The 20,768-nt window shown below is 74.1% G+C and carries 15 protein-coding genes; 7 read left to right on the forward strand and 8 right to left on the reverse strand.

Annotated elements, in window-relative coordinates:
• Positions 1 to 48: 48 nt before the first annotated feature.
• From ACFZBU_RS17415 to ACFZBU_RS17440, 6 genes are all read left to right on the forward strand, one after another.
• Positions 49 to 1,017 (forward strand): hypothetical protein, encoded by a 969-nt coding sequence (locus tag ACFZBU_RS17415; protein ID WP_391584453.1) that lies wholly within the window; start codon positions 49 to 51, stop codon positions 1,015 to 1,017.
• Complete coding sequence (locus tag ACFZBU_RS17420) at positions 1,014 to 2,945, forward strand: hypothetical protein (RefSeq protein WP_391584454.1); 1,932 nt, start codon at positions 1,014 to 1,016, stop codon at positions 2,943 to 2,945. The genes ACFZBU_RS17415 and ACFZBU_RS17420 overlap by 4 nt, the downstream gene beginning before the upstream one ends.
• 6 nt (positions 2,946 to 2,951) lie before the next feature.
• Positions 2,952 to 4,910 (forward strand): hypothetical protein, encoded by a 1,959-nt coding sequence (locus ACFZBU_RS17425; RefSeq protein WP_391584455.1) that lies wholly within the window; start codon positions 2,952 to 2,954, stop codon positions 4,908 to 4,910.
• Positions 4,911 to 5,028: 118 nt separating this feature from the next.
• Positions 5,029 to 6,183 (forward strand): hypothetical protein, encoded by a 1,155-nt coding sequence (locus ACFZBU_RS17430; protein ID WP_391584456.1) that lies wholly within the window; start codon positions 5,029 to 5,031, stop codon positions 6,181 to 6,183.
• Positions 6,184 to 6,499: 316 nt separating this feature from the next.
• The gene (gene ppdK / locus ACFZBU_RS17435) at positions 6,500 to 9,190 is read left to right on the forward strand and encodes a pyruvate, phosphate dikinase (RefSeq protein WP_391584457.1); all 2,691 of its coding nucleotides are present in this window, start codon (positions 6,500 to 6,502) and stop codon (positions 9,188 to 9,190) included.
• Positions 9,191 to 9,612: 422 nt separating this feature from the next.
• Positions 9,613 to 10,020 carry a peptidase inhibitor family I36 protein gene (locus ACFZBU_RS17440; protein ID WP_391584458.1) on the forward strand — a complete coding sequence of 136 codons (408 nt, stop codon included), beginning with the start codon at positions 9,613 to 9,615 and terminating at the stop codon, positions 10,018 to 10,020.
• Positions 10,021 to 10,239: 219 nt separating this feature from the next.
• Here the strand turns inward: ACFZBU_RS17440 and ACFZBU_RS17445 are convergent, their stop codons facing one another.
• Together ACFZBU_RS17445 and ACFZBU_RS17450 are read right to left on the reverse strand one after the other, a co-directional pair.
• Positions 10,240 to 10,713, reverse strand: a complete 474-nt coding sequence (locus ACFZBU_RS17445) for a GNAT family N-acetyltransferase (protein WP_391584459.1) — start codon at positions 10,711 to 10,713, stop codon at positions 10,240 to 10,242.
• A gap of 173 nt (positions 10,714 to 10,886) precedes the next feature.
• On the reverse strand, positions 10,887 to 11,258 hold the full coding sequence (locus ACFZBU_RS17450) for a MarR family winged helix-turn-helix transcriptional regulator (RefSeq protein WP_391584460.1): 372 nt from the start codon (positions 11,256 to 11,258) through the stop codon (positions 10,887 to 10,889).
• A 100-nt stretch (positions 11,259 to 11,358) separates the two neighbouring features.
• On the opposite strand from ACFZBU_RS17450, the gene ACFZBU_RS17455 reads away from it, so the two are divergent.
• Positions 11,359 to 12,852 carry an MFS transporter gene (locus ACFZBU_RS17455; protein ID WP_391584461.1) on the forward strand — a complete coding sequence of 498 codons (1,494 nt, stop codon included), beginning with the start codon at positions 11,359 to 11,361 and terminating at the stop codon, positions 12,850 to 12,852.
• Positions 12,853 to 13,009: 157 nt separating this feature from the next.
• Here the strand turns inward: ACFZBU_RS17455 and ACFZBU_RS17460 are convergent, their stop codons facing one another.
• The 6 genes from ACFZBU_RS17460 to ACFZBU_RS17485 form a co-directional block, all read right to left on the reverse strand.
• On the reverse strand, positions 13,010 to 14,020 hold the full coding sequence (locus tag ACFZBU_RS17460; protein ID WP_391584462.1) for an ArsR/SmtB family transcription factor: 1,011 nt from the start codon (positions 14,018 to 14,020) through the stop codon (positions 13,010 to 13,012).
• Positions 14,021 to 14,430: 410 nt separating this feature from the next.
• Positions 14,431 to 14,706: a hypothetical protein gene (locus ACFZBU_RS17465; protein WP_391584463.1), complete on the reverse strand. Its 276-nt coding sequence runs from the start codon at positions 14,704 to 14,706 to the stop codon at positions 14,431 to 14,433.
• Between the two features lie 257 nt (positions 14,707 to 14,963).
• Positions 14,964 to 15,614: a response regulator gene (locus ACFZBU_RS17470; protein WP_391584464.1), complete on the reverse strand. Its 651-nt coding sequence runs from the start codon at positions 15,612 to 15,614 to the stop codon at positions 14,964 to 14,966.
• Positions 15,605 to 16,864 carry a sensor histidine kinase gene (locus ACFZBU_RS17475; protein WP_391584465.1) on the reverse strand — a complete coding sequence of 420 codons (1,260 nt, stop codon included), beginning with the start codon at positions 16,862 to 16,864 and terminating at the stop codon, positions 15,605 to 15,607. The genes ACFZBU_RS17470 and ACFZBU_RS17475 overlap by 10 nt, the downstream gene beginning before the upstream one ends.
• 127 nt (positions 16,865 to 16,991) lie before the next feature.
• The gene (locus ACFZBU_RS17480) at positions 16,992 to 19,562 is read right to left on the reverse strand and encodes an ABC transporter permease (RefSeq protein WP_391584466.1); all 2,571 of its coding nucleotides are present in this window, start codon (positions 19,560 to 19,562) and stop codon (positions 16,992 to 16,994) included.
• Positions 19,559 to 20,407, reverse strand: coding sequence for an ABC transporter ATP-binding protein (locus ACFZBU_RS17485; RefSeq protein ID WP_391584467.1), 849 nt, complete (start codon positions 20,405 to 20,407; stop codon positions 19,559 to 19,561). The genes ACFZBU_RS17480 and ACFZBU_RS17485 overlap by 4 nt, the downstream gene beginning before the upstream one ends.
• Between the last annotated feature and the right edge of the window lie 361 nt (positions 20,408 to 20,768).

The following is a 20,768-nucleotide window of genomic DNA, read 5'->3' on the forward strand; positions in this document are numbered from 1 at the left end:
TGGCGCGGTCGGTGTTCGGCCGGGTCGGCGAGTGAGGGGGGAGTCCGGATGAGCGGCCCGACCACGAGTGGGGCGGCGTTGCCGCCGACGTATCGACCGAGCTTCTTCGGCGGTCAGGTGCTTTCCGCCGCCGACCTGAACGACACGGTCACGGTGGAGCGTTCGCGGCGCTGGCTGCACAACCGGGTCCTGCACGGGTGGGGCGTGGCGCTCGGCCTGGAGGTCACCGGTGCCCGCGGCGCCAAGCGCGTCGGGATCGGTGCGGGCTACGCGCTGGACGCGTTCGGGCGCGACCTGATCCTGCCGGACGGCGCCGAGTTGGACGTGCCGGCGGTGGCCGCCGGGCCGGACGGCGGCGACGTGCCGTTCTGCCTGACGCTGCGCTGGACCGAGGACGACGAGGCGGACGTGCGCACCCGGGCCGGGGCCTGCGGCGTGGTCGGGGCGGTGCGGTTCGCCGACGGGCCGACGGTCGGCTGGCGTACCCCGGCCGAACTGCGCGAAGGGCTGGACGTGTTGCTTGCGACGGTGGCCGTGCGCGGCTGCGCGCTGACCGCGCCGCCGGACTCGGCCGGGCGCCGGATCCTGGCGGTGCTCCCGACGCCGTACGTGGCCGGCGGCGCGACGAGTGCGTTCGGCACCGTGTGGTCGGCCGTCCAGGACCCGGCCTCGGGCGTGGTGATCGGGCTGCGCACCGTGGTGGACACCGGCGCGGCGGGCTTCGAGGACACGCCCGCCTACACGGTCCGGCTCGACGGCGACCGGGAGTTGAGCGGGTCCGCCGCACCCGGGGGCCAGGCGTGTGTGCTCGACGGGACGCCGTACGTGGACGGCGCGGAACCGGGACGGCTGACCGTGGTGGTGCCGCTGCCCGCCGGGCGGATCGGCGGTGCCGCCGGCGGCACCACGACGTTGCCGCTGAATCCGGCGCAGGTGCTCGCGGATCCGGAGACGCCGAACCTGGTGCGCACCGAACTGGGCTGGCACATCGCGTGGATGGGGGTGGAGGGGTCGTGAGCGGCGCGACCGGCTACCGCTGGGTCAATGCGCTGGGGCGCTGGCCAGGAGCCCGCTTCGAGGGGGTGCGCGCGGACGGCGAGCGGGTGGTGCTGGGTCCGGGCACGGCGGCCCTCGAACCGCTCGCCGTCGCCGACCTCGATCCCGCCGGCGGGCCGCTGGGACTGGTCGTCTCGGGCGACGGCACGGTCCTGGTCGCCGATCCGGGGCACGGCCGGGTGCTGCGGGTGGACGGCTGCGATCACACGGTGTGCGTACTGGGTTGCCTGGACGTGGCGACCGGCGACCCCGCGGCGCTGCGCAGGCCGCGTGGGCTGTGGCTGCTCGACGGCGGCCGGCTGCTGGTGGTGGGGGACGAGCCCGGGGACGGGCGGCCGGTCCGGGCGGGGCGAGCGCGGGGCATGGTCGTGCGTGCCGACACCGGCGAGTACCTCGCCCCGTGGACCGATCCGCCGCCCGCCGAGGACCCGGCGCTGCGCGCGGCCCGCGAGCGGATCGGCGGGTCGGCGGCAATCCGGGGGCCCGAAGGGGTGCTCGTGGTCGGCGGCGCCGGGCAGCGGCCGGGACCGGGGCTCGTCCTGGTTCCGGACGACGGCTCACCGGCCCGGGTCCTGGCCGTCGGCGACCTCGCCGGGATCGCCGTCGACCGATGCGGGCGCGTGTTCGTGGCGGGCCCGGGCGGGATCGCCCGCCTGGGTGCCCGGCGCACCGGTACCCGCGGCATCGTCGTGCTGCCCGCGCCGATCGAGCCGCCCGGCATCGAACACTGGGATCGGGTCCGGGTGTTGCTCGCGGAGCCCGCGCCGCCCGGCACGCACGTACGGCTGTGGACGATGCGCGCACCGACCGGCGGCCCGCCCGAGCCACCCGAGCCGCCCGATGCGGCGAGCGCCGACGCGGACGACGCGCCCGTGCCGACCGCCCCGGGCCGCTGGCGGGCCGGCCCGCTCGACGGCCTCGACGTGCGCGTGCTGAGCGCTCCGGCCGCGCCCGGGGCCCGGTTGTGGATCGCGGTCGAACTGCTCGGCGACGGGAGCGGTACACCACGCGTGGACGACGTGCGCGTCGAACACGTGGGTCGGGGTCTGCTGGACGCGCTGCCCGCCGCGTACACCGGCGACGACGACGGTTCGGGCACGCTGGGCCGGCTGCTGGGCCTGCTGGCCGGCGCACACGAGGCGTCGGTGCGCGCGTTGGAGGAACTGCCCGCCTCGCTCGACCCGGGCTCGGCCCCGGACCGCCCGGACGACCCGTGGCTGGAGCGGCTCGCCGGCTGGGTGGACGCCGCGCCGTCCCGCTCCGCCGATCCGGCCACGCGCCGTGCGGACGTCGCCGGGGCGTACGCCGCGCACGGCCGCCGCGGCACACCCGCCGGGCTGATCGCGGCGGTCGCCCGGGAGACCGGCGTCCGCGTGCGGCTGTCCGAACCGTTGCTCGAGGCCGGGATCTGGCGGTTGGGCAGCGGCGGACTCGGCCGGGACACCGCGGTGCACGTCGCGGATCCGGGCCCGCCGGTCCTGGACGCCACCGCCGTGCTCGACGGCGCCCACCTGGTTTCGGCGCAGGAGCGCGGACTGCCGCTGTACGCAGCGTTCGCCCACCGGGTGTGCGTGCACGTCCCGCCGGAGCACGCCGACGCGCTGCCCGAGATCGCCCATGTGGTCGAACGGGAGCGCCCGGCCCACGTGTTCGCCCGGGTGCGGGTCGAACGGCCCGGCGCCATCCCGGGGTTGGTCGGCATCGACACCCGGGTCGCCGGCTCGCCGCCGGCCCGGGCCGCGGGCGCCGGCACCGCGCTCGGCACCGGGATCCGGTTGCCCGGACCGGCCGCGGCGCACGTCGGCGGTCCGCTCGGGGCACGCCTCGACACGACGCTTCCCACACCAGGCGGTCGCGGGTCGACCACCGGACCATCTCCGAGGGGTTGAGCACAAGTGAGTCAGCACCGTCAGGACCACGCGGCGGACACGGGATGCGGCTGCGACGGGGGCGCGGACGCGGCGCCCGCGCCGCCGGTACGCAACCGCTTCCACCCGGGCAAGCTGATGGACGTCCGGCACTGGAAGCTCGAACAGGACTACCACCGACGGATCGCCGCCACGTCGGCCCGGCTGGGCCTGGGCCCCGGCGTGTTGTGCGGGCTGGACGCGGAGTTGCACGACGACGGCGCGTTGACCGTCTTCCCCGGCGTCGCGGTGGATGGGCACGGCCGGCTGGTCGTGGTGGACCGCCCGGTGCGCATCGACGAGCCGTACCAACCCACCGACTGCGCCGGCGCACCGCACGGCGAACCGGTCCGGGACGGCATCGTCGCGGTGCGGCTGTGCCGGCACGAATGCGGGACCGAGTTCGTCCGGATGCCGGTGGTGGACTGCGAGGTGCGCGAGGAGTGCGTGCCCTCGCTCACCCTGGAGCGCTTCCGGATCCGGATCACCGCGGGGGAGCCGGATCCGGTCGGGCTGACCGAGGAGCAGTGCGCGGCGATCTTCCCCGCCCGGCACGGCGCGGACTTCGATCGACGCGAGTCGGTCGCCGACACGGTCGAGCACGAATGCGGGTGCGAGGACGACTGTCTGGTCCTGGCGACCGTGACCTACGAGCCGGAACGCGCGCCGGACCTGGACGCGGTGACCGCGCGGCCGGTCGTGTACTCCAACCGGGTGTTGTTCGACCTGCTGATGTGCCTGGCCGAGCGGGTGGACCGGTGCTGCGCCGGGCCCACCCTCCCGCCCCGGATCACCGCACTGTGGCCGCAGGTCGGCGCCGCCGCGACGGCTGCCACGTGGCGGGCGTTCGTGGCCGACAAGCGCCTGGAGATCGCCTTCGACCGGCCGCTCGCCGACGCGGCGTTCGACGCGCCGAATCCGTGGCTGGGCCTGTGGCAGCTCGACCACACCGGCGTGCGGCGGCTGCGGTTGACCCGTACCGGCGGCGCCCTCACCCGGGTCACCGTGCCGTCCGGTGGCGAGGGGGTGGCGTACGCGGTCGAGGTGGAGGGGAACGGCCTGCTCACCTCGACCGTGTTCGTGGTCGGCGCCCGGGTGCCCGTCGCCGGGCCGCCGAAGGCGCAGGACCCGGACGGTCTGGCCCTGGACCCGGACCTGGTGGGCACCGCGCTCACCGCGGCCGACCGCGACGCGCTGTGGGCGCTGGTCCCCGGCAACGCCAAGGACACCGGCCTGGCCGCCCTGGTGGACCGGGCCCCGCTCCCGGCGGTGCCGCCGTTCCCGTCCGGAAACGGCACGCAGGGCGGCGAGTTGCACGTGTTCACGCCGCCGCCCCCGCCGACCGCGAAGGCCGCGGTCGCGCCGCGACTGGTGCGGGTGTGGCCGCATGGCGGATCGCGTCTGGGCGCCGACGGGCCGCTGCGCCGGGACCGGGCCCGTTTCGTGCGCACCCCGCACGTCGAACTCACCGTGGACCGGGCGCTCGCCGACGCCGCGACGGCCGAACCGGACGGCTGGGTCCGGTTGTTCCAGGCGGTGCGCGAGGGGGACCGGCTCGCCGGGTTCCGCCGGCTGGCTCTGGGGCCCGGTACGGCGAAGCGGTCCGAGGAGCATCCGGAGTCGGTGACGTACGTGTTCGAGGCAGCGGGGGCACGGCTCCCGGTCGCGGGCGAACCGGCTGCCGCGTTCCTGCTCCAGGTGCGCTCGTCGGCCGCGATCGCGGTGCCCGCGGTGGGCGCCGACGAGCCGGCCCTGCCGCTGGACGCGGACTTCCCGGGGACGGGGTTGGACAACCAGACGCTGTTCTCGATCTGGTCGGGGCAGCAGAGCCTGCTGCCGGCGCCGCCGATCACCGCGCTCGGTGCCCGGTCGAGCGTCGATGTCGAACTGTTCGACGGCGACCCCGGCGGGTTCGTGCACCTCGCGTTCGAGGTGGCGCCCGAGTGAGCGCCGACCCGGGCGCGCGGCGCCGGCGTGCGCGATCGCCCGGAGGGTGTCGGCCGGGGGAATGGGGCGCGGGGCGCCATCGAGACGACGCATATCGAGGAGCTGAGGGACGTTGAGCGTGCACGAGCAAACGATCCGGCCCATCGCGGTCGCCGGGCAGGGCGGCTGCGGCTGCGGAGGGGGAGGCGGCGGGGGCACCTCGTCCTGCGGATGCGGTGACTGCCTGGCCGGGAACGCGGCCGGGCGGCTGCGCCCGCGCTGGTTCGGCGGCCAACTCGTCGGCCCGGAGGATCTCGCCCAGACCGGTGTCTGGCTGCTGGAGCGCATGCGCCGGCACAACCGGTTGCTGCACGGGTGGGGTGTGGTGTGCGGGGTGGGGGTGCGTACCGTGCGCTACGGCGACGGGGGTCGGTTGCCCTGGCTGCTGGACGTCTCGCCCGGCTACGTGCTGGGCCCGTACGGGGACGAGATCGTGGTCGACCACCGGATCAGGGTGGACGTGCGCGACGCGCTGCCGGGCGGCACCGACGGCTGCCCGCCGCCGACCGACCCGTGGTGCGCGCCGGTGCGCGGGCGCCGCGAACCCGGGCGTACGTATTACCTCGCGGTGCGCTACGACGAGTGCCTCACCGCGCCCGTGGCGGCGGCCGGCTGCGGCTGCGAGGACACCGCGTGCGAGTACAGCCGGGTCCGCGAGGGCTTCACGCTCGGTGTGCTGGACACCCTGCCCGACGTGTACGTGGAGGGGGAGGACGACCCCCGTCAGGAGACCACCGGTTGTTCGTCCCGGATCTCGGAGACCGGCACCCGCCCGTGCCCGCCGTGCCCCACCCAACCCTGGGTCGTGCTGGCCGACTTCACCGCCGCCGCCGACGGCACGTTGAGCGTCGACCAACTGCGCAACCGCCGCTTCACCGCCTCGTTCGGCGGATTCGGGTTCTACTGCGGGCAGCCCACCGACTCGCGGGGAGCCGCCGGCTGGACCGACGTCACCCGGCAGGCCATCGCGCACGCCTTCGCCTCGACCCACACCCGGGAGATCCTGGCCGCCGGCGGGCCGGAGGAGGTCCGGGCCATGCCCGCGCGGCACCTCCTCGGCGTCTCCCGCACCGCGCGACTGGCCGACCTGCTCGGCGATCGTACGGTGGCCGACCTCGCCCGGAGCGATCCCGACGACCTGGCCGAGGCCGCCCGCGCCGCCGAGGTCGCGCCCGACCCGGTCCGCGAGGTCGTCGACCGGGCCGACCTGGTGCTGCGACTGACCGCCGGCTGACCGACGTCGGCACGGTCCCCGGCCGGGCCGGGAATCCCGCCGCGCGGCGCCCGCCGCCCGTCGCGGATCGTCCCGGACGGCCGCCGGGACGGGACGGCTCGGCGTCGATCCGACACGGCGTTACCCTGAAAGACAGCCGGTGTCGACGTCGTGACGATCGCGACGGGTCGGCCGCGGACGGGCGCGTCCCGAGCCCGGCCCGGATGCCGGCGGACCTTCTCGGCGGACCGGACGGGCAGCCGCGCCGGTCGCGCCCGGCGGCACGCGTCGGTACGGGCCGTTCGTCGCGGGCCCACCGCGCGGGAAGGGATGCCCCATGGCGACCGCGTACGTGTACGAGTTCGGCGAAGGTTCCCGGGATCAGGCCGACCTGCTCGGCGGCAAAGGCGCGAACCTCGCCGAGATGACCCGGTTGGGGCTGCCCGTGCCGCCGGGATTCACGATCGGCACGGACGCGTGCCGGGCCTTCCTGCGCACGGGCGCGCCGCCGAGCGGACTGCCCGAGGAGATCACCGAACACCTCGCCCGCCTGGAACACTCGATCGGGCGGCGACTGGGCGGGGCCGACGACCCGCTGCTGGTCTCGGTGCGCTCCGGCGCCCGGTTCTCCATGCCCGGCATGATGGACACGATCCTCGACGTCGGCCTCAACGACGCCTCGGTGCTCGGCCTGGCCGCGGCGAGCGGCCGGGAGCGCTTCGCGTGGGATTCCTATCGCCGACTGGTGCAGATGTACGGGGCCACCGTGCTGGGCGTGCCCGCGGCGCGCTTCGAGGAGGTGCTCACCCGGTATCGGCTGCGCGCGGGAGTGGCCGACGATCTCGGGCTGGGCGTGGGCGAGTTGACGGAGATCGTCCGGGAGTTCCGGGGCATCGTGCGCGAGGAGGCGGGCGAGGAGTTTCCGCAGGACCCGCGCGAACAACTCGCCGGCGCCGTCCTGGCGGTCTTTCGATCGTGGAACGGCGAGCGGGCCCGGGTCTATCGCCGGCGCGAGCACATCCCGGACGACCTGGGCACGGCGGTGACCGTGCAGGCGATGGTGTTCGGCAACTCGGGACCGGACTCGGGGACCGGCGTCGCCTTCACCCGCGACCCCGGCACGGGGCGGGCGGGCGTGTACGGCGACTACCTGCCCGACGCGCAGGGCGAGGACGTGGTCTCCGGGGTCCGGGACGCGCTGCCGCTCCAGGACCTCGAGGAGCTGGATCCGGGCTCGTACGCGAGTCTGACCGAGGTGCTGCGGCTGCTCGAAGGGCACTATCGCGACCTCTGCGACGTCGAGTTCACCATCGAGCGCGGCCGGTTGTGGATCCTGCAGACCCGGGTCGGCAAACGGACCGCCGAGGCCGCCTTCCGGATCGCCTGTGCACTCGTGGACGAGGGCACGATCACCTGGCCGCAGGCGCTGTCCCGGGTGGACGGCCGACAACTGGACCAGCTGACGTTCCCGCGCTTCGACGCGGACGCGGACGCCGCACCGCTGGCGCACGGGGTTCCCGCCTCCCCCGGTGCCGCGGTCGGCGCGGCGGTGTTCGACATGGCCGAGGCCACCCGGCGGGCCGCGAGCGGCGAACGGGTCGTGCTGGTGCGCCCGGAGACCAGCCCGGACGACCTGCCCGGGATGATCGCCGCCGAGGCCGTGGTGACCGGTCGGGGCGGCAAGACCAGCCACGCGGCGGTGGTGGCCCGGGGCATGGGCAAGGTCTGCGTGTGCGGCGCGGCCGACCTGGACATCGACGTCGAGGGCGGACGCTGCACCGGCGCCGACGGGAGAGTGCTCGAACAGGGCGACACGATCTCGGTGGACGGTACGGCCGGCACCGTGTACGCGGGCGCGCTGCCGCTGGTGCCGTCGGCGGTGACCCGCTACCTGGAGACCGGCGTGCGTTCCGCCGGCGTGGTCGAGGCGGTCGCCCGCTTCCTGGAACAGGCGGACGCGGTACGGCGATTGCAGGTCCTGGCGAATGCCGACACGGCCCCGGACGCGGCCCGGGCCCGGCGCTTCGGCGCTCGCGGGATCGGGCTGTGTCGTACCGAGCACATGTTCCTGGGATCGCGTCGTCCGCTCGTCGAGGATTTGATCCTGGCCCGCACCGACGCGGACCGCCGGCTCGCCTTGGACGCCCTGTTGCCGCTCCAGCGTGCGGACTTCACCGAACTGCTCGCGGCGATGGACGGCCTGCCGGTGACCATTCGGCTGCTCGACCCGCCGCTGCACGAATTCCTGCCCGACCACACCGAGTCCGCGGTCCGCTTGGCCAAGGCCCGGGCCCGGGGCGAGGATCCCGACCCGCATGCGGTGCGGGTGCACGAGGCGATCGAACGTCTGCACGAGCAGAATCCGATGCTGGGACTGCGCGGGGTGCGGTTGGCGCTGACGATTCCCGGGCTGGTGGCCACCCAGGTGCGGGCCGTCGGCGAGGCGGTGGTCGCGCGGGTGCGCGCCGGCGGGGACCCGAGGGCGGAGATCATGATCCCGCTCGTGGCCACCGTCGAGGAACTGCGCATCGTGCGCGCGGAGGTCGAACGGGTCCTGGCCGAGGTCGGGCGGGCGGCCGGGTTCCCGGTGCACTGCCCGGTGGGCACCATGATCGAACTGCCCAGGGCCGCGCTGACCGCCGCGACCATCGCGCCGGTCGCGGACTTCTTCTCGTTCGGCACCAACGACCTGACCCAGACCACGTGGGGCCTGTCCCGCGACGACGCCGAGGCGTCCTTCCTGGCCGGCTACCTGGAGCGGGGCATCCTCGGCGTCTCGCCGTTCGAGACCATCGACCGCGCCGGCGTCGGGCGGTTGGTGGACCTGGCCACGCAGGAGGGCCGGCGGGCGAAGCCGGGATTGCGGATCGGGGTGTGCGGGGAACACGCGGGCGATCCGGAGTCGATCCATTTCTTCCACGAGGTCGGCGTGGACTACCTGTCCTGCTCGCCGTTCCGACTGCCGGCCGCCCGTCTGGAAGCCGGCCGCGCCGCCGTCGCGACCGCGGCGGAGGCGGACTCTCGCTGAGCGTACGGCCGTTCGCGCGACTGCGGTACGCGGTGCGCACTCGATGCGGTGGTGCGGCGATCGTGGCGGTTTCGGCCAGGGGGATGTGGCCGAGAGCGGGTGGGTGAACCGCGTGATTCGGGCCGCGAGATGTCAGCCGGGTGACGCCGCCGGGGGCTCGGCGGAGCCTCGGCGAGGCGATTCCATGGGCTTTACTGTCCGTAGTGGAACAATTACATTCCGGGTTGCGATGGGTATCGGCGGTCGGTAATGCGGCCGAAACGGCGTGCCTCGCCACTGTCCGTAAATGGGGTTTCACGCACCGCTGTCGATGCGGCAGCGTGGCCTGCGTCGGAGCCCGCCGATCAAGCGGCGTGGATCCGACGCAGACCCGTCGACCCGTCGAGGTCGACCGGTTCTTCCATCGAGAGTGAGGCATTCGCATGATGCGTAAATTGGCCACCATCGCCGCAGGCGCCGCAGCGGGTACGCTCCTGGGCGCGCTCGCCCCGGCCCCGGCGGCCCGTGCCGACGTCGCCGACGCCGCGGCCTGTCCCGCGGCCAGTCTGTGTGTCTACACCGGCGACAACTCGACCGGGACGCGGACGGTCGTTCCCGCGCGGGTGATCGAGGATCGCGGCGACGCCGGCTACGCCGTCACCGGACCGGTGCTCTCGGTCGCCAATCGCACCGGGTTTCCCGTGCTGCACGGCGTGAGTCATCCCGTCGTCTGTATCCGGTTCCCGTGTTACCAGTACACGGTGCTGGGTCGGATCGATGCGGGGCAGGACCTCACCGATGTCGACTGGGCCGGACAGCCCCTCGTCGTCGGTCGGGACTACGGCCGGTAGAGCGCGAATCGCCCGGCACACCGCCGCATGCGACCCGCCCGGCCGGAGCGCACGTCGCTCCGGCCGGGCGGGTCGGGGGCGGGATCTCGGCTCGGGGGCCCGGGATCCGGATCCCGTGACGGTTCGCGGTCGCGATGCCGGGGCCGGGCCCGTCCGGGGTCGAAGTCCCGGCGCCGGGGCCGGACTTGCGGTGTCGATGCGGGGCCGGCGTACCGGGGTTCAGGCTCGCGGAGCCGGGCGGACGAGTTTGAGCATGATCTCGCCGTAGGCCTCGTCGGTGCGGCGGCTGTGCTCGGTGAAACCGACCCGGGCGTAGAAGTCGCGCGCCCGGGTGTTCTTCTCGTAGACCTCCAGCGTGAGCGCGCCGTGCAGCGTCGCCGCGTGCTCGACGAGCAGTCGGCCGACGCCGGTGCCCTGTGCCTCCGGCGCCACGAACAGGCCGCCGATCTCACGGCAGTTCACGCCGTCGACCTCGCCGAGGATGAGCCCGAGGAGCGCGACCACCCGGCCGTCGACCTCGGCGACCCAGTTGTCGGCGTGCACGAGGTAGATCTCGCGCATCTTCCGCTCGCGCTCGCCCTCCCCCTCGCCCGGGATGAAGGGATGTGCGATGCGGCCCGCCCGGGACCAGACGTCGACCGCGGCGTCCTCGTCGGCGGGGAGGTAGGGACGGACCTTCGGGGCTGCGGACATGCGTGCGACGCTACCCCACCCCGGACGTCCATCGGCACGCCGTCGCCGGCCGGGGGTGCCCCGCGCCGGTCCGGGACCCGCCCGGGGGTGCGCCGTGGCCGACGCCTGCGCGCGTGGGTCGGCGGCGCGGGCGCGAGCGTACGGCGGGCGAATGCGGGGGCCGGGCGGCCGGGTCAGGTCAAGTGCTTTCGCAGGACGGCGAGTTGCGTTCGGCGGGCCTCGATGTGCAGGGCTCGGCCGCGGTCGGTGGCGGTGACGAACACGCCGCGGCGGTCGGTGTCGCACATCGCGCGTTCCACCAGGCCGCACTTCTCCAGGCGGGCGACCGCGCGCGAGGAGGCGCTCTGGCTCAGGTGCAGGTCGCCGACCAGGTCGTGGATGCGGGCCTTGCAGCCGTCGGCGGCGATCAGCCGATCCAGGACCTCGTAGTCGCTCATGGTCAGGCAGTGGTCCGCCTGGAGGGCACGATCGAGTTCGTGGGCGACCCGGCTGTACTGCGACAACAGGTTGCGCCAGCTCTCGATCAGCGGCTCCTCGGTCTTCATCGCGTCACGGTAACGCCACCCGTCATAACATGCAAGCAAATTTATTGCACCCACATTTAATGCGTAGACATTCAATGCGTGCGCATATAAGTTCCTCCCCATGGCCCCAACAGTCGAGACCTACGCGGGACCGTCCTCCCGCGAGAACTCCGCCCCCACGTCCGCCGCATCCGACCCGACGACGTCCGCCCCGCACTGGACCCCCAGACTCTGGGGCGTCCTGGCCGTGTTGTGCCTCGTGCTCTTCCTGGACGGCCTCGACGTGTCCATGGTGGGTGTCGCGCTGCCCTCGATCGGTCACGAACTGGGCATGTCCGCGACCTCGTTGCAGTGGATCGTCAACGGGTACGTGCTCGGATACGGCGGTCTGATGATGCTCGGCGGTCGCACCGCCGACCTGCTCGGCCGCCGCCGGGTGTTCCTGATCGCCCTCGCGGTGTTCGCCGCCGCCTCGCTGCTGGGCGGCCTGGTGGACAGCGGCGGCCTGCTCATCGCCAGCCGTTTCATCAAGGGTCTGGCCGCGGCCTTCACCGCGCCGACCGCACTGTCCATCCTGACCACGACGTTCCCGGAGGGCCCGGCCCGCAACCGAGCGCTCTCGGTCTTCTCCGTCTTCGGCGCCAGCGGCTACTCCTCCGGCCTGATCCTGGGCGGACTGCTCACCGAGTTCGGCTGGCGCTGGACCTTCCTGACCCCCGTACCGCTGGCCATCCTGGCCCTGGTCGCCGGCTACGTACTGATCCCGCGCGACCGCCCCGCCGACTCCGGCGGCCACGACCTGGTCGGCGCCGCCACCCTCAGCAGCGGCATGCTGCTCGCCGTCTACACCGTCGTCTCCGCGCCCGAGCGCGGCTGGGCCGCACCCATCACGCTCGGCTCGATCGTGCTGGCCGCAGCCCTGCTCACCGCCTTCGTGTTCGTCGAGAAACGACTCGCCCACCCGCTGGTGCGCTTCGGCATCCTGCGGATCGGCACGGTCGTGCGGGCCAACCTGAGCATCGTCGCGCTGATGGGCTCGTACATGAGCTTCCAGTTCATGATGACGCTCTACCTCCAGGACGGTCTGGGCTGGTCCGCGCTGCGGATGGCGCTGGCGCTGCTGCCCGCGGGCCTCGTGGTGGCCTTCGGATCGCCGTTCACCGGACGCCTGATCAACCGCTACGGCACCGCGCCGCTGCTGATCGCGTCGATGGCCTCGATGAGCCTGGGCTACGCCTGGTTCCTCGCCACCGCCGGCAGCACACCGAACTACGCCTTCACCGTGCTGCCCACCATGCTGCTCCTCGGCGGCGGCTTCGCATTCGGCTTCAGTTCGATCATGTCCCAGGCCACCGAGGGCATCGAGGACTCCGAACAGGGTCTCGCCTCCGGCCTGGTGCAGACCTCCGGCCAGGTCGGCGCGGCACTCGTCCTCGCCGTGGTCACCGCCGTCACCACCGGCGCCAGTGCCGGGGACACCGACTTCGGCGCCTATCGGCCCGGTGCCAACCTGGTCACCGGCGTGGCGATCGTCGGTCTCTTGCTCAACATCGTCCCGCTGCTCGGTTCCGGGCGCCGCCGGGCGAAGACGGCCGACTCCACCCGCCTCTCGTAGCCCGTATCCGGCCGCGCCACGCCGCACGGGCGGCGGGCCGCGAAACGTACGGGCGAGGCCCGGCACCCGGCCGGGTGCGACGTCGACAGCCCCCACGTGGTCCGCGCGTGGGGGCTGTCGCCGGGTACGGCGCCGGTGGCCTCCGGTGGGGCGCCGGTCAGGTGTGGGCCGGGTGGAGGGGGTCGCTGCCGAGGAGTTCCAGGCCCAGCGGGGTCAGCGTGTGCAGGACGGCGCCGCCGCGGCGGGTGGTGGTGATCAGGCGGGCGTTGCGCAGGATGGTCGCGTGTTGGCTCGCGGACGCCGCCGACATGTCCAACCGACGGGCCAACTCGGTGGTGCTGCACCCGTCGTTGATCACCGTCAGCGCGGCGGCGCGGGTCTGTCCCAGGAGCGCGCCGAGTGCCCGGCCGTCGGCCGCGCCGGGCTCCCACAGCGCGGCGCCGTCGCGCGGTTCGCGCACGGTGGGGACGGCGAGCAGGTACGGCGCGTTCTCGTCCTCGGTGTCGTGGAGCAGCATCAGCTTCCGCCACAGGAACACGGTCGGCGCGATGACCAGCCCTCGGCCACCGAGCCGGATGTCCTCGTCCTTCTTGTCATAGTCCACCTCCAGGACCGGCGGCTTCCAGCGCACGAGCGGCACGCACAACTCGGCCAACAGGCGGTCGACGCCGCCGTCGAGCAGGGTGCGCGCGTACACGTTTCGCACCGACTCCAGGTGGGACCGTACCCGGGATTGGAACGGCGCGAGCGTCACGTCGTGAAAGGCGCGCAGGGCGTCGGCGAACTCGCGGCGCGGCTCCCGGCCGCCGTCCAGGAAGTCGCGCACCCAGGTGGAGTGGCCCGGTGCGAAGGTCAGGTTCGCCATTTCCTTGCGCAGCCGCCGCGTGGGCACCGCGAGCAGGTTCTCGATGCCCTCGTCGAGCGAGAAGGAGTCCCCCACCAGCGTGCGCAGATCCAGGCCGGGGCCGCGCACCGGCATCAGCGCGGTGAGCGGGCCGGTCGCCGTGTCCGTCCGGTCGGTCACCGCGGTGCGCCAGGCCCGGAAGGGCAGCGGTCTGCGCGGCCCGAGCAACAACTCCAGGCCGTGATACGTCTCGGCCACCGCTCCGACCGTCGTGGCGAGTCGGGTCCGGGCCAGGTCGTCCGCGGTGAAGTGGATGCGCAGCACCGGTGTACCCCCATGGTCGTGTCCGTTGCGCCCGGGATGCCCTGTGGCGAGTGGCCTCCCGGTCGGCGCGGCGTCGGGAGGACCACGACAGTGTGCGTCCTCGAACGCCCTCGGACCAGCAGGTTTCGGCTCAGGCTGAAAGGCGTTTTCAGACATCGTCCGGTGCGCCAGGCTTGCGGTGTCGGGGGTGACCCCGCGTGGTTCGCCCGCCGAGGGCACGAGTCGGGAGGAGAGCTCCGTAGGCGACGTCATCCGGCCCGGGTCGGTGACGCCGCGGCCACGGATCCGACACGGGGCGGAGCCCGGGGCCGGGCACGACGGCGTCGTCGGGATCTCGACCCGACCCGGCGGGGATCGAACGGGGATCGGTCCCCGCCCGGCATCGGCCGAAGGTGGGCGGTGCGGGTCGGTCAGCGGCCCACGGGCACGGTGAGGAAGAGTCCGGCGGAGGTGCCGGCGAGCGCCACGTAGGCGCCGAGGTGAGCCCACCGGTGTCGGTTGTAGGTGCGGGTGTCGGGCCACAACCACGACGTCAGTGCGACCGGAACGGCCACGACGGCGACGAGTGCGGCGCGGTTCACCGCCGCGCCGGCGGCCGGGCAGTCGGCGGCGGAGTCGCAGGAGTCGAAGGCCATCGCACTCAGCCCGAGCAGGGCGAAGTGCACACTTGCGACGGGAACGGTCAATGCGGTGGCGATGATCGGAGCCGCCCGCGAACCACGTCGGGACCCGGCTGCGGCGCGACGGTGCGCGAACCGGGGCGGAACCTCGTGGTGTGTCATGCGGTTCACCCCACCACCGCGAACCCGACACGGGGATGAGTACGGGTACTCAATTGCGGGTCGCCGGCGGCGGATTGCCGCCGGGTGACCGCGCGGCGGACAAGCACCCGCGAGCGCTCGCCCGGACCGGGGGCGTGAAGTGCGCGCCGTGCGGGCCTTGGTCAGGAGCCCAGGTAGCGCAGGATCGCCAGGACCCGGCGGCTGTATCCGCAACCGGCCGGGTGGGCCAGGTCGAGACGTTCGAAGATCGCGTTGACGTGCTTTTCCACCGCGCTCTGCGACACGTGCAGGGTCCGGGCGATGGCGGCGTTCGTGCGGCCCTCGGCCATGTGTGCCAATACCTCGCGTTCGCGGGGGGTGAGCCGGTCCAGCGGGTCGACGTGGCTGGTCCGGGCCAGGAGTTGGCGCACCACCTCGGGATCGAACGCGGCGCCGCCGGCGGCGACCCGGGCCAGCGCGTCCAGGAAGTCGTCCACGTGCGCGACCCGATCCTTGAGCAGGTAGCCCACGGCCGCGCCGTCGTGGGTCAACAGCTCGACGGCGTACCGCTTTTCGATGTACTGGGAGAGCACCAGCACGCCCACCCCCGGTTGTCGGCGGCGGACCTCCAGGGCCGCCCGCAGCCCCTCGTCGGTGTGCGTGGGCGGCATGCGCACGTCGGCCACCACGACGTCGGGGACGTGCGCGGCGACCGCCTCGACCATGGCGTCGCCGTCGCCGACGCTCGCGACCACGTCGTGTCCCTCGTCGGCGAGCAGGCGGGCCAACCCCTCCCGCAGCAGGGCCGAATCGTCGGCCAGGACTATGCGCACGGCATCTCCGCGGTGATCGTGGTGGGGCCTCCGGGCGGACTGTCCACCCGCAGGGTTCCGTCCAGGGCGGCGACTCGGCGGGCCAGCCCGGAGAGGCCGCCGCCGGCGGCATCCGCGCCGCCGACGCCGTCGTCGACGATGCGTACCCGAACCGGGTCACCCTCGGCGCCGGCGCCGAGGACGCACACCGTGACGGCGTCGGCGCGCGCGTGTTTGACCGTGTTGGTGACCGCCTCCGCGACCACGAAGTACACGGCGGTGGCCACGATCGGCGCCGGCTCCACGGCCACGTCGTAGGTCAACGCGACCCGTACCGGCGCCCGTTCGGCGATCGTCTCCAACACCGCGCGCAGCCCGCCGTCGTGCAATCCGGTCGGATGGATCCGCCACGCCACGTCCCGCAGGTCGGTCAGCGCCTGTTGGGTCTGCTCGTGCGCCTGCCGCAACAACTCGTCGGTGCGCGCGGGGTCGCCGCCGCGCCGGGCCCGGCCGAGCAACATGCCCAGGGCGACCAGGCGCTGCTGCACCCCGTCGTGCAGATCGCGTTCGATGCGCCGACGTTCCTCGTGCACAGCCTCCACCACGCCCGCCCGACTCGCGGCCAACTCGTCGACCCGACGGCGCAGTACCTCGCTCCGGTCCGGTTCGAGCAGGCGCCGGGCCAGGGCCCGATCGGTGTCCGCGAGTCCGACCAGGCCGTACAGGGCCAGGGCGAACAGGGCCAGTCCGCAGGGGATCAGGATCAGTACGTCGGTCGTGGTGGTGTTCGGACTGCCCGCGAGCCACGCCCCCACCATCACCGCGGCGAACCCGGCCCCGCCGCCGATGAGGCCGAGCAGGGCACCACCGAGCAGCCCGATCGGCACGCGCGCCGCGAGATAGCGGATCAGGCGCCGCGGATCGTTCGGGGTGGGGTGGCTCGGGCCCGGCTCGGTGGGGGCCGGCCCGGCCCGGTCGGGGTGGGCCGCGCCCGGACCGGGCGGGTCGTGGCGGGTCGCGGTGCGGGAGGTCGGCTCGGCCAGGCGCCTGCGCTCCAGGTCGGTCAACGCCCGTGCGCCGCGTGCGATCGGGCGCAACACGCGCCGGCGCGGGCGGGACCGGAGGGCGCCCGCGTACACCAGGCCCGCCCCGAACAGAAAGAGCGCCGTCGGCACGGCGGTCACGGCACCCACGAAGAGCACCCGAACCGCGTCCGCGACGGCCCTTGCGCCGGCCCGCACCGGGGCCGCGAATCCGCGCGTGCGTGCCACGGCCGGCCTTCGACCCGAATCCTCCGACACCCTTCCTCGCTTCGCTCGCCCACGTCGTCTCGGTGCTTCGAGCCTCTCACCCGACCCGGCCGGCCCGATGGGGCGGGTCATCGGCCGCTCGGCCGGCTCATCCCGCGCCGGCCATCGCCTCGCGCGGTTGCACGCGGGCGGCGCGCCGGGCCGGGAGCCAGGCGGCGAGGGTGCCGGCGACGACCGCGCCGACCAGGACGGCCGCGCAGGTCGGCCAGGGCACGGTGAGCGTGTCCAGACCCTTGCCGGCCAGGACGCGCTGCGTGGCCGCGCCCCAGGCCAGGCCGGGCAGCAGACCGAGGACGGCGCCGACCACGGCGATCAGGACCGCCTCCGCCCGGATCATCCGGCGCACGCCCCGCCGGGTCATGCCCAGAGCCCGCAGCAGCGCCATCTCCCGGCTGCGTTCGACCACGGACAGGGCCAGGGTGTTGACCACGCCCAGGACGGCCACCAGGATCGCCAGCGCCAACAGCGCGTACACCAGGTCCAGGGCCGAGGCGACCGTGTCGTGCAGCGCCTTGCGATAGCTGTCCCGGTCGCGGACCTTGGTCTGCGGGAAACCGTCCAGGCGTTTCGCCAGGGCCGCGTAGACCTCGGCCCGGTCCGCGCCTGCCGCGGCGGAGGCGAAGTACACGTCGTCCAGGGGCATTTGGTCGGCGGGTAGGTGCGCCCGGACGACGTGGGTACCGACGTAGGTCGCGCCGGAGGCGAAGACGTCCCCCTCGCGCACGATGCCGCCGACCAGCAGCCGGGCCGTGCCGCCGCCGTGGAAACGAACCTGGACCGGATCGCCGACCGCGAGCCGGTACTCGTCGGCGAACGCCTGGGGCACGGTGATACCGTCCCCGCCCGCGGCCAGCGTCGAGCGGGCGTCACCGGCGGTGAAGGCCGGCCGGAAGTCGTCGGTGAAGCGCTCGGTGGTCGCGGTGAGTTCGTGGTCGCGATCGGTGCCGTGCGCGGTGATCAGGTCGGCTCGCACGGTCTGCTGCGCGGTGACGTGGTCCAGGCCCGGCGTCTCCCGGACGACGCGGGCCACCTCCGCGGTCATCGGCTGCGACGAGAGGACGAAGTAGTCCGCGTTCACCGTGCGTTCGAGTTGACCGTCGACCGAGCTCACCAACGACGCGGCGACCAGGGACAGGAAGCTCACCAGCGCGATGCCGACCATCAGGGCCGAGGCGGTGGCGCCGGTACGCCGAGGGTCGCGAATCGCGTTGCCGCGGGCCAGCCGGCCGATCGGTCCACTGTGCCGCGAGAGCAGCCGATTCAGGCCGCGCACCGCCCGGACGCTCAGGATCGGCGCGCCCGCCACGATGCCCAGGAGGGTGAGCAGGATGCCGACCGCGAGCAACGGCCCCGCCGCTGCCAGGTTTTCGGTGGACACCGCGAGCAGCAGGGCCCCCGTGCCCGACACGGCGCTCGTGCCGGCCACGATGTTGCGGGCGCGCAGCGGTCGTCGGGCGTCGGATCCGGCCGCGCGCAGCAACGCCGCCATCGGGGACACCCGGCCGGCCCGGCGGGCCGGCACGTAGGCGGCCACCAGGGTGATCGACACGCCCACCGCGTACGCGACCACCGGTGTGGACCAACGCACCGTCGGCATGCTCGCCGCCGGTCCGGTGCCATCGGGTCCGACGAACCGGGTCAGCCCGGCCGCGAGTGCCACCCCCAGGGTCAGGCCCAGGGTGGACCCGGCGACGCCCAACAGCCCCGCCTCGCCCAGGATCAGCCGATTCACCTGGCCGCGCCGGGCACCGACGGCGCGCAGCAGCCCGCTCTGCCGGGTCCGCGCGGCGACCAGCATGGAGAAGGTGTTGCCGATCAGGAACACGCCCACGAGCACGGAGATCCCGGCGAAACCGAGCATCAGGTAGGTGACCACGTCCAGCGAGGCGCCGGCGGCATCGCCGCGGGCGGCGGCCTCCCGGTCGCGGGTGCGGACGGTGTAGGCGGTGGGATCGGGCAGCGCGGCCGACACCTGTGCACGCAACCGGGCATCCGACACGCCGGGCGCGGCGGTGACGGCTATGGAGGTGAACCGGCCCGTAGCGCCCAGGAGTTGCCGCTGTGCGGCGCCGGATTCCAGGAAGAGATCGGCGTCGGGGGCCCGGTCCGCGCGGTCTCGGGCGAGGCCGACCACGGTGGCCTCGAAGGTCCCGGGGACGGCCATGATCCGCAGTCGATCGCCGATCCGGATCCCGTGCTCCGCGGCGGTGTCCGCCGCCACGACCAGCTCCGCCGGGGCGAGCGGTGCGTGTCCCCGGGTCACCCGTGGCGCGGACCCGGCATCGGTCGACCAGTCGGCGATCGTGTTCCCGCGCGAACTCATCGGCTTGCCACGGCCGTCCAGGACCACGGTGTGCGGCACGTGCACCCGCCCGTGGGCGGCGCGGACGCCGGCGCCCCGGGCCGCGGTGTCCAGGACTCGGCCGGGCAGCGTCGCAGGCAGCCCGGTACCGTCCTGGTGCTCGCTGTCGCGAGCCGGCGTCACCGTCACGTCCGCCGTCGATCCCGCGAACGATGCGCGGGCGGAGGCCGTGACCGAGTCGCGGAACACCAGCGTCCCGGCCACGAACGCGGTGCCCAGGGCGATCGCCACCAGGGCCAGGAGCATGCGGGCCTTGTGCGCCACGACCTCGCGCATCGCGATCCGAGCGAGCGTCACGCGCGCACCTCGTTCGCGCCGTGACCGAGCACGCCTGGGGCAGGGGCGGGTTCGGTGTTTCGTCCGGGGCCGTCCAGGCGCCTCATCCGCTCGAACACGGCCTCCGCCGTCGGCCGGGACAGGTCGTCCACGATCCGGCCGTCGGCCAGGAAGACCACCCGGTCGGCACAGGCCGCCGCGTTCGGGTCGTGAGTGACCATCAATACGGTCCGACCCCACTCGCGGACGCCGTGCCGGAGCAGTTCGAGTACCTCGGTTCCCGCACGCGAGTCCAGGTTCCCGGTCGGTTCGTCGGCGAAGACGATCTCCGGTCGGGAGAGCAACGCCCGCGCCACCGCGACACGTTGTTGCTGACCGCCGGACAACTCGGCGGGCCGATGGAGCAGGCGCCCGGCCAGGCCGGTGGCCGCGACGATGCGATCCAGATGGGCCCGGTCGACCCGGCGTCCGGCGATCTCCACCGGCAGCGTGATGTTCTCCAGGGTGTTCAGCGTGGGCAGCAGGTTGAACGCCTGGAAGACGAACCCGAGCCGGTCACGCCGCAGTTCGGTCAACGCGACATCGTCGAGACCGGCCAACTCGGTACCGCCGATCGCCACGCTGCCGTGGGTGGCGGTGTCCAGCCCGGCGAGACACTGCATCAGCGTCGACTTGCCGGAACCGGACGGCCCCATGATCGCGGTGAAGCCACCTCGCTCGATGTCCACATCCACGCCCGCCAACGCCGCGACCCGGGACGGTCCCGACCCGTACTCCTTGACCAGCCCCCTGGCCCGCACGACCACCGACGACGTGTCCCGCACCCGTTGGGCGACCGCCGCCGCCCGCACCCTGTTCCTCGGCATCCGCCGACCTCCTCGCTCACCCGATGCGGCCGCGCTCCACACGAACGGGCCCGAACCACCGGCAGAACCAGCCTGCGAGACCACCGATCCGCACACCATGAGGCCCGGCACCCGACCCCCCTGCGGAAAACCACACCCCCGCCCCCGCTACACCCCACCCCCGCACCCCACCGCCCAACGCCTTTCGTCCCCGCCCCCACCGCCCGTCCGCCCCGCGCTCCGCCGTTCCCTCCGCCTGTCCGCTCCGCGCTCCGCTGCTCCCTCCACCTGTCCGCTCCCGCTCCGCCGTTCCCTCCGCCTGTCCGCTCCCGCTCCGCCGTTCCCTCCGCCTGTCCGCTCCCGCTCCGCCGTTCCCTCCGCC

This window comes from Embleya sp. NPDC008237 (assembly GCF_042956465.1).
In the GTDB taxonomy this organism is placed as follows: Bacteria; Actinomycetota; Actinomycetes; order Streptomycetales; family Streptomycetaceae; genus Embleya.